The sequence below is a fragment of the Prosthecodimorpha hirschii genome (assembly GCF_001305515.1).
GTDB classification, from domain to species: domain Bacteria; phylum Pseudomonadota; class Alphaproteobacteria; order Rhizobiales; family Ancalomicrobiaceae; genus Prosthecodimorpha; species Prosthecodimorpha hirschii.
The window spans coordinates 2,425,789-2,438,460 of sequence record NZ_LJYW01000001.1; the positions used below are offsets into that span (position 1 = coordinate 2,425,789).

Genomic DNA, 12,672 nt, shown 5'->3' on the forward strand with positions numbered 1-12,672 from the left:
GCCGCCTGCGCGTCGTCGGCCTCGGCCCCGGCCCGGCGCGCTGGCTGACGCCCGAGGCGGCCGAGGCACTCGATGCGGCAACCGATCTGGTCGGCTACGGCCCCTATGTCGACCGGGTGCCCGCGCGGCCCGGCTTGACCCGCCATGCCACCGACAACCGGGTCGAGATCGACCGCGCCCGCCATGCCCTCGAACTGGCGTCGGCCGGCCGTTCGGTCGCGGTCGTCTCCGGTGGCGATCCGGGCGTCTTCGCGATGGCGGCGGCCCTGTTCGAGGCGGTCGAGGCCGGCCCGGCGGTATGGCGCGCGCTCGATATCGAGGTCCATCCCGGCATCAGCGCCATGCAGGCCGCCGCGGCCCGGCTCGGTGCGCCGCTCGGCCACGATTTCTGCGCCATCTCGCTGTCGGACAATCTGAAGCCCTGGGAGCTCGTGCTGCGCCGGCTGACCGCCGCGGCGACCGGCGATTTCGTGATCGCGCTCTACAATCCCGCCTCCAAGGCGCGGCCCGACCGCATCTTCCAGGCCTTCGACCACTTGAGGACCCTGAAGGACCCCGCGACCCCGGTCGCCTTCGCGCGCGCGGTCGGCCGGCCGGACGAACGCATCCGCATCGCCGCGCTCGGCAGCGCCGATCCGGGTCTCGCCGACATGGCGACCCTGGTGATGATCGGCTCCAGCGAGACCCGTCTCATCGACCGGCCCGGCCGCGATCCCTGGATCTACACGCCGCGCCAGGCCGGGGGCGCCCGGTGAGCGAGGCCGTGCCGGCGCGCTGGCTGACCCTGATCGGTCTCGGCGAGGACGGGCTCGACGGCCTCGCGCCGACGGCCCGGCGCGTGCTGGCCGATGCCGAGCTGGTCGTCGGCGGCGCCCGCCACCTGCGCCTCGCCGGGCTCGATTCCGATCGGCCCTCGGATTCCGGACCGCAGCGTCTGGTCTGGCCGTCGCCGCTCGTCGGCGCGATTCCCGACATTCTTGGCTGGCGCGGCCGCCGGGTGGTGGTGCTCGCCTCCGGCGACCCGTTCCACTACGGCGTCGGCGCGACGCTCGCCGCCCATGTGCCGGCCGACGAGATGCTCTGCCTGCCGGCCCCGTCCGCCTTCGCGCTCGCCGCCGCGCGGCTCGGCTGGGGCCAGCAGGATTGCACGCTCCTGTCGCTGCACGGCCGCAGCTTCGAGCGGATCGTGCCCACGCTGCAGCCCGGCGCCCGCATCCTGGCGCTCAGCTGGGACGGCACCACGCCCGGACGGATCGCCGCGACGCTCGCCGCCCGGGGCCTCGGCGACACCCGCATGACGGTACTCGAATGCCTCGGCGGCCCGCGCGAACGCATCCGCACGACGACCGCGGCCGGCTTCGAACTCGACGGCATCGACCCGCTCAACACCGTCGCGCTCGAGGTGGTCGCCGGCCGCGACGCCTGGATCCTGCCGCGCGCGGCCGGCCTGCCCGACGAGGCCTTCGAGAGCGACGGTCAAATTACCAAGCGCGAGATCCGGGCGATCACGCTGTCCGCACTCGCGCCCCGGCGCGGCGAACTTCTGTGGGATGTCGGCGCCGGCTCGGGCTCCGTCGGCATCGAATGGATGCTGGCCGACCCAAACCTCGCAACAATCGCGATCGAGCCGCGCCGCGACCGCGCCGCGCGGATTGCCCGCAACGCGGCCGCGCTCGGCGTGCCGGGTCTCCAAATCGTCGACGGCGCGGCCCCGGCGGCGCTCGCCGGACTGCCGACGCCGGACGCGATCTTCGTCGGCGGCGGCGCCACGGCGGAGGGCGTGATCGAGGCCTGTCTGGCGGCGCTGAAGCCCGGCGGGCGATTGGTCGTCAACGGCGTCACGCTGGAGGCGCAGGCGCGGCTCGGCGACGAGCGGCGTCGGCGCGGCGGCGATCTCATCATGCTGCAGGTGGCGCGGGCCGAACCGCTCGGCGGCTTTCTCGGCTGGCGACCGGCCATGCCGGTGGTGCAATGGCGGATGGAGAAGCCATGAATCGACGCGGCGCAAGGCTTGCCGTCGGCATCGGCTGCCGGACCGGGGTCGCGGGACCGGCCGCCGCGGCGCTGATCGAACGGGCGCTGGCGGCGGCGCGCGCGCTTCCCGAAGCGGCCGGCTTCGCGCCGGGCGCGGCGGTGTTCACGGCTGTGGAGAAGCGCGCCGAGACCGGCCTGGTCGAGGCCGCGAGCCGGCTCGGCCTGGCGCTGGTCTTCCTGCCGCGCAATGCGCTCGAGGCCGTCTCGGACGGCACCGTGACCCGGTCGGAACGCGTCGTGCAGCTGTTCGGCGTGCCCTCGATCGCCGAGACCGCCGCGCTTGCCGGTGCCGGACCGGGCGCACGGCTGATCGTGCCGCGCATGGCCTCGGACGGGATCACCTGCGCGGTCGCGGTGGCGGACGGGAGGGCCGGATGACGGTGCATTTCATCGGCGCCGGGCCGGGCGCCCCGGACCTGATCACCCTGCGCGGCCGCGACCTGATCGCCGCCTCGCCGGTCTGCCTCTATGCCGGCTCGCTGGTGCCGGCGGCGCTGCTCGGCCATTGCCCGCCGGGTGCCCGCATCGTCGATACCGCGCCGCTGTCGCTCGACGAGATCGAGGCCGAATTCGTCCGCGCCGCCGCGGCCGGCCAGGATGTCGCGCGGCTGCATTCCGGCGACCTGTCGGTCTGGAGCGCGATGGGCGAGCAGATCCGCCGGCTCGACCGGCTCGGCATTGCCTACACGGTGACGCCCGGCGTGCCGGCCTTCGCGGCCGCCGCCGCGGCGCTGAAGCGCGAACTGACGCTGCCCGAGGTCGGCCAGTCGCTGGTGCTGACCCGCACGCCCGGCCGTGCCTCCTCGATGCCGCCCGGCGAGACGCTGGCCGGTTTCGCCGCGACCGGGGCGACGCTGGCGGTGCATCTCTCGATCCACGCGCTCGCCGAGGTGGTCGACAGCCTCGTACCGCATTACGGCCCCGACTGCCCGGTGGCGATCGTCTACCGCGCCTCCTGGCCGGACGAACGCGTGCTGGAAGGCACGCTCGCCAGCATCGTCGCGACGGTCGCCGCCGACCCGATCGAGCGGACCGCGCTGATCCTGGTCGGGCCGGTGCTCGGGAAATCAGATTTCCGCGAGAGCGCCCTCTACGACCCGGGCTACCAGCGCCGCTACCGCGGCCGCGGCGGACCCGGCGAGGGGTGAGCCGCCGGAGGAGGCGGTCGACGGTCGACGGTCGGCGGTCGGCGGTCGGCGGTCGGCGGTCGGCGGTCGGCGGTCGGCGGTCGGCAAAGCCTGACGGACGATCGGGCTTATACGTCCATATAAAAGACGATCCCCACATCTCGGATTTCGCTTGAGGTCCGCAGGCCGACAGCGGTCCCGCCATCGATCACGAATTCGTTTCTTTCATGATTTCAGTACCTTGAAAAATTCGCATCGGCACCGATCCGATCTGGCACGCGGCTCGCAGTAGAGGGGGCATGACAGACCGAAGGAGATCGTGTCATGGCCAACAAGTCCCTGTTCGCATCCTATATCGGGAAGCTGCTCCCGAAGGCGAATGCCAAGAATCGGCACGGGGCGCCGGCCTATGAGCTGTCGCCGCGCCACCGCCTCGCCCAGCTCGCCGCCACCGGCACGCTGAACGCGACCTTCTATGCGGATGCCAAGGAGCAGCTCGACGCGATCCTGGCGCTCGCCCGCGAGGTCGACGCGACCTTCATCGCCAAGACGGCGGTCTATGCCCGCCGCAAGGGGGCGATGAAGGACATGCCGGCGCTCCTGGTCGCGCTCCTGTCGACGATGGCGACCGACCTGTTCGCGCCGGCCTTCGTCCGCACGATCGACAACGGCCGCATGCTGCGCACCTTCGTGCAGATCATGCGGTCCGGGGCGGTCGGGCGGAAGTCGCTCGGCACGCGGCCGAAGCGGATGGTCCAGGCCTGGCTCGAACAGGCCTCCGAGGCCGAGTTGATGCGTGCCGCGGTCGGTGCGGATCCGTCGCTCGCCGACGTCGTCAAGATGGTGCATCCGCGGCCGGCCGATGCCGGACGGCGCGCCTTCTACGCCTGGCTGATCGGCAAGCCCTATGACGTTGCGGCCCTGCCGCCGCTCGTCACCGCCTTCGAGGCCTTCAAGCGCGATCCCTCGCTCGAAGTCCCGGAGGTGCCGTTCCAGATGCTGACCTCGATGCCGCTGACCGCGGCGCATTGGGCGGCGATCGCGGAGCGCGGGGGCTGGCAGATGCTGCGCATGAACATCGCCACCTTCGCGCGCCACGGCGTGTTCGAACGGCCCGGCATGGTCGAGCGGATCGCCCGCCGGCTCGCCGATCCGGCCGAAATCCGCCGGGCGCGGGCGCTGCCCTACCAGCTCATGGCGGCGCACGCCATGGTGGCCGGGACGGCGCCGGAGCCGATCGTGGCGGCGCTGCAGGACGCGCTGGAGATCGCCCTCGCCAACGTGCCGAAGGTCAAGGGGCGCGTGGTCGTCTGCCCGGACGTGTCCGGATCGATGCGCTCCCCGGTGACCGGCTATCGTCGCGGCTCGACCACGGCGGTGCGCTGCGTCGACGTGGCGGCGCTGGTGGCGGCGGCCTTCCTGCGCGCCAACCCGGACACGGAGGTGCTGCCGTTCGAGAACGACGTGATCAAGCTCCGGCTCGATCCGCGCGACACGGTGACCACCAACGCGGCCAAGCTGGCGGCGATCGGCGGCGGCGGGACCAACTGCTCGGCGCCTCTGGAAATGCTCGTCAAGCGGCATGCCAGGGTCGATCTGGTGGTGTTCGTCTCGGACAACGAGTCCTGGGTCGATGCCGCCGAGGCGCGCGGCTCGACGGCGCTGATGCAGGCCTGGACCCGGCTCAAGTCCTACAACAAGGACGCCAAGCTGGTGTGCATCGACCTGCAGCCCAACGCCACCACGCAGGCCGTCGATCGGCCGGACATCCTCAATGTCGGGGGCTTCTCCGACGCGGTGTTCGAAACGATCGGCGCCTTCATGGAGGGCCGCTCCGCCGCCGACCACTGGGTCCGCGAGATCGAGGCGACCAAGCTCTGAACCGGCCGGCCGATCCCGATCGGCCGGCCCACCGAACGACACCGCCGGCATCCGCCGGCCGGCCGGTCCCGATCGGCCGGACCACCCAAAGACGCCGCCGGCATCCGCCGGCCGGCCGATCCTGATCGGCCGGACCACAGAACGATACCGCCGGCATCCGCCGGCTGGGCCGACCGCCCGGCATCGCCCGGCCGGTCAGGCCATCGACAAGCCCCTGCCGGGTCCGCCCGGCAGGGGGGACGGCCGGGGGGAATGCTTCCGGGGACTCCATCGCTTCTCACGATCCAAAGTCCCAGGGTTTCGTCTCGTCCCCCCGACCCGCTCTTTCCGGGGCCCTGCCGCCGGGGATCCGCGACGATCCCGGCGGCCGCGCTCCGAGCCGCCCGGCCGACGACAGTCGGCCGAACGATCATAACTTGCTGACGCCCGTCGGCCGACCGAACCGAACGTGCCGGTATCCGCCGGCCGATTGAAGCGGACCGGTCGGCAGCGACCGGCCGACCGTCAACCCATCCCTGCCGGGTCCGCCCGGCAGAACCGAAAGCCGGGGGGAATGCCTCCGGGGACTCCATCGTTTGTGACGACCCTGGTCCCCGGTTTCATCTCGTCCCCCCGACCCGTCCGTCCCGGGTCCCGCCGCGCGCGGTCCTCGGGTGTCCCCGGGGGCGGCACCCCAACCAACCGAGCGACCGGCCGGCAGCGACCGGTCGGCCGTCAACCCATCCCTGCCGGGTCCGCCCGGCAAAACCGAAAAGGCCGGGGGGAATGCCTCCGGGGACTCCATCACTCCCATGACCCAGGTCCCCGGAACAAACTCGTCCTCCCGGCTCGCTCTTCCGCCAGCCTCGCGTCCCCCGGCACCCGGATCTCCCGATCCCGGTGCCGGGGGCGGCGCCGATCAGCCAATGCGAAGCCGTGCCGCCACGTCCGGGCCTCGTGCCCGGGTGCGACGGCTCGTGGTTCGATCGAGCCGGATGGCACCCATCCGGCTCGCGAATCCGAACCACCAACTCTTTGATGGCGTGGTCAATTCGATCTGACATATGCGGGACGCACATGTCCGATTTTGACCACCAAGGCGGCCCGAACCGGGCGGAGGGAATGCGGCATGGGACTCCATTCTTTGGGTGAACGACGGTCCCGCGCCTTGACTCGTCCCTCCGACCGGTTCGGACTGCTGTCCGGCCGAGACGAATGCCGAAGGAACTCCATCCAACGTGAATGGCGCGGGTTCAAATCCCGCCGGACCGGCAACGGGCCGTAGCTCAGCGGATAGAGCGTCATGTGCGATTCCTTCAAAGCCTCGTCGTCTCGGCCACCTTTTTCTCGAAACACGCGGCGCTCGGAAGGCCGCGGCGAATGCAGGCGGGACTCCATCGGTAAGCCCCAGGGCGAGAGGTTCGAATCCTCACGCCGGCTGCCGGCAGCACGGTTCGATCGGGCCACCAGGCCCGACCGGCACCGCAATGCTCTCGGCCGGCCGACGTTAACCCCGCCGCCTCTCGTCGCCGCGACCTCCACCGCGCCGATCCGCAGCCCTATTCCGGCCGCAAGGCCGTGACGAATGCCGACGAAACTCCATCATTGTGCTGACCAGGTCGCGGGTTCGACTCCCGCCGGGTCCACCCTCGGGTGGCCCGTAGCTCAGCGGTAGAGCAGGGGCCGACGGCTCTCCGGAGCCCGAAGCCACGTTTCGTCCCCCTCGTCGTCACGGCCTCGCCGCCGGAATTGGGAGACCGTGCACTGCCCATTCTATTGTCCCCGCTATTGTTATTGTTAAGTCCACCACGCGATATAATACCATTTCAGTCTGCTGGATGCTGTAGCCTAAGTAAGCACTCCGATCATATAAGCCAGACAATTTACTCGTTTACGGACGCAACATAGTTTGAAATGCGATTCCCGGCTATTCTCGTGAACTCAAAAGAATCAGCGAGGCCCGTCCGATGAAACTAAGTAAAACCGAGATCGGAGAGAAATGGATAAGGCAATTCGCTATATGCGACCAACCCACGGCGGCCACTATGCTTGACGCGCTTATGTTATTAAATGAAGATCAGGTGTCCATCGCAATTAGGAGCACTCTCGACAGAATATGTAGAGGTTATCGCCATCGGAATAAGCGAATTGCCCTCTATGCAGAGCGAGAGTTTCAAGAGTCAGAAATTTTTCCTTCCATCCTCACGCCCGATCGCTACGGAGTACTTCGGCGGCGCGCTGTCGGATCGACAGGACCTTCAGCTGTTAAGCCGTTGCGCAATAGTCCTCGAGTCGGCAGCGAGGGGTTTATTGCTTTTCTAGCTTCTCAGCAGAAGGATGCATGGCCGAAAATTTTCAAAAACCATCCAGGTCCGGATCGCCTGCGCGCAAAATCGGCGCCGGCAGGCGAAATTATTATTCTCACGGATTTTATAGGTTCTGGAAATCGCATTCGCTCGATGCTTGATAAATTCTGGTCCGTCCCTAGTATCAAATCTTGGGTCTCGCGAAAATTAATCACTTTTCGAGTAGTTTCAGCGGCAGCAACAGATTCAGGTTTGAAAAATGTTCGACATCATAGACTAAGACCGGAAGTCATCAGTGAGTGGATCGCCCCAGTAGTTTATTCTTCTAGTTCACAAAATGTCAAGATCGAATGGTGTCAATTAATTGAAAACTACGGACCCCCGAACGGGCGCGGTTGTGGCAGATATGGTTTCGGTGGGGAAGCAGCTCTAATAGCATTCAGTTATCGCATTCCAAATAATACTCCTAACATTCTCCACCAAAGCGAAGGCGCATGGCACGCACTTTACGAGGGGCCCGCACCTACGGCACTATCTGCATTGTTTGGCATCCGCCCAATGTCACAGATCTTACAACTTGCCGCGTCAGCTAATGGAATTAAATTGGAACCTTCGTTACTCGAATACGAAAAAAATATGATAATTATCTTAAGTCTTTTGCGCGGACGAATGTACACTGGATCAGAGATAGAATTAGCTGAGAAATGCGGAATTCCGGTTCCCATCATATTTGATATACTACGCGAAGCCTCGAAGAGAGGATTTATTACGAGCAATGGACGATTAACCGACGACGGCTATAAGTTTCTAAGGGCCGGCACCATCTGCGACAGGAAAAAACCTATCGTTGCAACTAGGCAAGAATCATATTATCCAAAATCGCTGAGGGTCCCACGATAGCATCTAGACTATGTCATTCGAAAGAATGGCCGTAATTGTGGATACTAATCCACTGTTGTGGGGAATGGAGTTTTCCATTGCCGTTGAAAGAGCACTCGAAAGCAGGTCCACGCCAGATCGTCCATCATGGCCCTTCGGGCCACCCCCTCGGAATGGCTCGGTTTGATGAACGATCCGGCGCGACTGGGCTGCGCTAAAGTAGATGTCACACCCGTGGGACCCTCAGACCTTCATATCAGGCGCCCGCAGTTTCGGTATCAGCGCGACAACCATCAACGCCTGCATTGCAACAGCAAATGCAATAAAGAGAGTCCACCCCGACCTGCCGGTCATCTTTACGATCGAGCACCTTGCGCATTTAGTTGACGTTAACTCAAGTTTCCTGCAAGAAGTTGCCAATCGGAAGGTCGATGCATATCGTGTTTTCAGGGTAAAGAAGCGCGGCGTTTCCAATCTTGTGCCCACCCCTTCAAGGCGATACCGAACTATATGCGTACCAGAACCGAATCTTATGAGGGTTCAGCGCTGGATAGCGCAAAATATTCTTCAAACAACGTCATCGCATGACGTAAGTTTTGCATTTATCAGGAATCGTGACATCACAGATTCAGCGAAGCGCCACACTAATTCAAAGTGGCTAATCAAAATGGATGTGCGGCATTTTTTTGAGTCCATCTCTGAATCGGCAGTTTATCGCGTTTTTAGGTCTTTTGGGTACGGCGCGCTGCTATCTTTCCAAATGGCACGTATCTGTACACGACTACCCCGCTACAAAGGACGTGATGCTCCGCGGCTTCTCAGCCGAAGCGGCAAAGTACCATATCGTTCATATCCAATGGGGCACTTGCCACAAGGTGCACCGTCAAGTCCGATGCTTGCAAATCGTGCGGTTGAAGCACTCGATTGCAGGCTCCAACGGATAGCACTTGGCGTAGGTTGGACCTACACTAGGTATGCAGATGATTTAGCATTTTCACGCACAACCACCGGAACACGCCACGAAGCGATGAGGCTGGTCAAACTTGTCGAGTACTCTTTGCGACATCACGGATTGGTGGCGCATCGCCAGAAGACCAGTATATCCCCTCCCGGTGGCAGAAAAATTCTCCTAGGTATGCTAGTTGACACAGGTGAACCAAAACTCACTAAGGCGTTTCGTAATAACATCGAGACGCATCTCTATGCCCTTTTGCACAAAGATATCGGCGCCGAACGGCATCGTGAGCATCGAGGTTTCTCATCGCTAATTGGAATGCGACGACATATATTAGGGCTGATCGCATACGCCCATCAAGTTAATAGTAAATACGCCTCTAAGCTTTACAAAAAATTCAATTCCGTTAACTGGATGCTATAGTAAATTAATGTTTTATTTTCAAATTGCACTAAGTGAATAATATATAGTGAGAATCTGGGGTAAGAATTTTGATTCTTGAATGAATTCGCATCTACGTAAAAGATGCCCCACCCCTACGCCTTTCCCCTCATCTCCCCCGTTGACACCCGTCCGCCGCCATCCTAACCTCCTTTCAAATAACAAAACGTCGTTTCATATAATGAAATGACCGGGACGGAAACAGATGACGACCGAGGCGGACGACGCGTCGGGCAAGCTCGCGGGGGGGACCAGCACGCTGGATCTCGCGCTTCGGGTGCTCGACTTTCTGGTCGGCGAGAGCCGGCCCCAGGCGCTCGCGCAGATCGCGGCGGCGCTCGGGGCGTCGAAGTCGACCGTCTATCGCCATCTGGTCACGCTCGGCCGGCACGGGCTGGTGCGCCAGGACCCGCAGACCGACCGCTACGAGCCGGCCGTCAAGCTGGTCGTCTGGGGCGAGGCCGTCCGGGCGCGCTTCGACGTGATGACGGCGGCGCGCGACGTGATGGTGCGGCTGCGCGACGAGACCGCCCAGGCGGTCACGCTGTGCGGTCCCATGGACGGCGGCGGGGTGGTGGTGCTGGAACTGATCCAGGGCCGCACCGTGATCGAGTTCGGCACCCGACCGGGCACCCGGCTCGACTATCACGCCTCCGCGCATGGCCGCGTCTGGCTCGCCTTCGGGGCCGCCGCGCGGCGCGAGGCGGCGCTCGCCGGCCCGCTGCGCCAGTGGACGCAGCATACCCTCACCGACCCGGCCGCGCTCCGGCGCGAGATCGAGGCGATCCGGGCGCGCGGCTGGGCCACCGCCCCCGACGAGATCGTCATTGCCGTCAACGCCCTCGCCGCGCCGGTCTTCGACCATCGCGGCGAGCAGGTCGGCTCGCTCGCCATTGCCGGGCCGACGCAATTCATTCCCTCACCCCCCACCGAGGCCCAGATCCGGGCCGTCCTCGCCGCCGCACAGGACATCTCCCGGCAGCTGGGCTGGAGCGCGAAGCCATGACCTATTCCCTGGCCGTCGATATCGGCGGCACCTTCACCGATATCGTGCTCAGGAAGTCCGACGGCTCGCTCACCGTCGACAAGACGCTGACCACCCATGACGACCTGCTGCGCGGCTTCTTCGGCGGCGTGCATGCGGTGCTGGCCAAGGCCGGCATCGAGGCCCGCGACGTGAACGGCGTCGTCGTGCACGCCACCACGGTGGTCACCAATGCGCTGATCGAGCGCAAGGGACCGCCGACCGCGCTGGTCGTCACCGAGGGCTTCCGCGATGTGCTCGTGATCCGCAACGAGCACCGCTACGATATGTACGATCCGCAGATCGAATTCCCCGAGCCGCTGGTGCCCGAGCACCTGACCTTCGGGCTCGCCGAGCGCACGCTCGCCGACGGCACGGTGACGCGCGTGCCGGACGACGCCGAGATCGAGGCCCTGGCGGCGGCGATCCGCGCGTCGGGCGCGCAGTCGGTCGCGATCTGCTTCCTCAATGCCTTCGCCAATCCGGCCAACGAGACCAAGGTCGCCGGCGCGCTCACCCGGCTGCTGCAGGATGTCTTCGTCTGCACCTCGTCCGACGTGGCGCCGCAGATCCGCGAATATCCGCGCGCCTCGACGACCACCGTCAACGCCTATGCGATGCCGATCTCGCTGCCGTATCTGAGGCGGCTAACCACCCGCCTCGACCAGGAGGGTATCGGCCAGACGCCGCTGATCATGCTCTCCTCCGGCGGGGTCGTCGGCGCGGAGACGGCCGGGCGCAATCCGGTGCGCATGATCGAGAGCGGCCCGGCCGCCGGCGCGCTCGCCGCCTGCCACTATGCCGAGATCCTCGGCATCGACCGGCTGATGTCCTTCGACATGGGCGGCACCACCGCCAAGGCCTGCCTGATCGAGAACCGCACCCCGCTGGTCACCGGCCTGTTCGAGGTCGACCGCCGCTATCGCTTCAAGGAAGGCAGCGGCATCCCGGTCACGGTGCCGTCGATCGACCTGATCGAGATCGGCGCCGGCGGCGGCTCGATCGCCCGCATCGACGATCTCGGGCTCCTGAAGGTCGGCCCGGACAGCGCCGGATCCGATCCGGGACCGGCCTGCTACGGCCGCGGCGGGCAGGGCGCCACCGTCACCGACGCCGACCTGATGCTCGGCCTGATCGACGCCGACAACTTCCTCGGCGGCGAGATGAAACTCGACCGCGCCGCCACCGAAGCCGCGCTCACCCGCCTCGGCAGCGCGCTCGGCGCCTCGCCGGTGCAGGCCGCGCGCGGCATCTACCGGGTGGTCACCGAGGCGATGGCCAATGCGGCACGCAGCCACGCCACCGACCGCGGCGTCGACTATCGCGGCCTGCCGCTGTTCGCCTTCGGCGGCGCCGGCCCGCTGCATGCCTGCGGGGTCGCCGAACTGCTGCAGAGCTCGTCCGTGATCGTGCCGCCGCAATCGAGCGTGCTGTCGGCCTTCGGCACGCTGGTCACGCCGGTCCGGCTCGATCTGGTCCGCTCCGATCTGGTCCGCCTCGATGCGGTCGATTGGGCGCGCGTCGAGCGCATCCTCGGCGACCTGGAGCGCGAGGGCCGCGCGGCGCTGCGCGAGGCCGGCTGCACGGATGCGGAAATGCGCATCCGGATCGGCGCCGACATGCGCTATTCCGGCCAGCAGAACGAGGTCCCGGTGACCTTCGCCGCGGATCCGCGCCGGACCCGCGACGTGGCCGCCATCGCGGCGATCTTCGCCGAGGATTACCGCGTCCTCTACGGCGTCAATCCCTCGCATGTGCCGATGGAGATCGTCACCTGGCGCGTGGTCGTCGAGGGGCCGCCGATCCGCTTCCACGCCGCCGGCCGCCCGGCCGCCGCGGCCGGCGAGGCGCGCCGCGTCCGCCCGGTCCATGCCTGGCAGGACGACCAGCCGGTCGCCGTCTGGAACCGGGCCGACCTCGCCGTCGGCCAGACCATCCAAGGCCCGGCGATCATCGAGGAGCGCGAGACCACCACGGCCATCCCGCCGGGCTGGAGCGCCACCATCGACCCCGTCGGCTGCATCGTCGCCACCAAGGCCTGAGGAA

9 protein-coding genes are annotated in these 12,672 nt (G+C 66.0%); all 9 read left to right on the forward strand.

Annotated elements, in window-relative coordinates; all coding sequences use genetic code 11:
• Nucleotides 1-5 precede the first annotated feature (5 nt).
• The 9 genes from cobJ to ABB55_RS10660 all read left to right on the forward strand — a co-directional run bounded on the left by cobJ (nucleotide 6) and on the right by ABB55_RS10660 (nucleotide 12,668).
• Nucleotides 6-755, forward strand: a complete 750-nt coding sequence (gene cobJ / locus ABB55_RS30605; RefSeq protein ID WP_054361973.1) for a precorrin-3B C(17)-methyltransferase — start codon at nucleotides 6-8, stop codon at nucleotides 753-755.
• The gene (cbiE, locus tag ABB55_RS10635) at nucleotides 752-1,993 is read left to right on the forward strand and encodes a precorrin-6y C5,15-methyltransferase (decarboxylating) subunit CbiE (RefSeq protein ID WP_054358786.1); all 1,242 of its coding nucleotides are present in this window, start codon (nucleotides 752-754) and stop codon (nucleotides 1,991-1,993) included. Before cobJ ends, cbiE begins: the two co-directional genes overlap by 4 nt.
• The gene (locus tag ABB55_RS10640) at nucleotides 1,990-2,412 is read left to right on the forward strand and encodes a cobalamin biosynthesis protein (protein WP_054358787.1); all 423 of its coding nucleotides are present in this window, start codon (nucleotides 1,990-1,992) and stop codon (nucleotides 2,410-2,412) included. Before cbiE ends, ABB55_RS10640 begins: the two co-directional genes overlap by 4 nt.
• The gene (cobM, locus tag ABB55_RS10645) at nucleotides 2,409-3,182 is read left to right on the forward strand and encodes a precorrin-4 C(11)-methyltransferase (RefSeq protein ID WP_054358788.1); all 774 of its coding nucleotides are present in this window, start codon (nucleotides 2,409-2,411) and stop codon (nucleotides 3,180-3,182) included. The genes ABB55_RS10640 and cobM overlap by 4 nt, the downstream gene beginning before the upstream one ends.
• A gap of 303 nt (nucleotides 3,183-3,485) precedes the next feature.
• Entirely contained in the window at nucleotides 3,486-5,042 is a 1,557-nt protein-coding gene (locus ABB55_RS10650; RefSeq protein WP_054358789.1) for a vWA domain-containing protein, read from the forward strand.
• 1,946 nt (nucleotides 5,043-6,988) lie between these two features.
• On the forward strand, nucleotides 6,989-8,227 hold the full coding sequence (locus ABB55_RS29660; protein ID WP_420848227.1) for a phosphoribosyltransferase-like protein: 1,239 nt from the start codon (nucleotides 6,989-6,991) through the stop codon (nucleotides 8,225-8,227).
• A 202-nt stretch (nucleotides 8,228-8,429) separates the two neighbouring features.
• Nucleotides 8,430-9,584: a reverse transcriptase family protein gene (locus ABB55_RS31275; protein WP_083463522.1), complete on the forward strand. Its 1,155-nt coding sequence runs from the start codon at nucleotides 8,430-8,432 to the stop codon at nucleotides 9,582-9,584.
• 223 nt (nucleotides 9,585-9,807) lie between these two features.
• Entirely contained in the window at nucleotides 9,808-10,608 is an 801-nt protein-coding gene (locus ABB55_RS10655; RefSeq protein ID WP_054358790.1) for an IclR family transcriptional regulator, read from the forward strand.
• Nucleotides 10,605-12,668 (forward strand): hydantoinase/oxoprolinase family protein, encoded by a 2,064-nt coding sequence (locus ABB55_RS10660; RefSeq protein WP_054358791.1) that lies wholly within the window; start codon nucleotides 10,605-10,607, stop codon nucleotides 12,666-12,668. Before ABB55_RS10655 ends, ABB55_RS10660 begins: the two co-directional genes overlap by 4 nt.
• Nucleotides 12,669-12,672 lie beyond the last annotated feature (4 nt).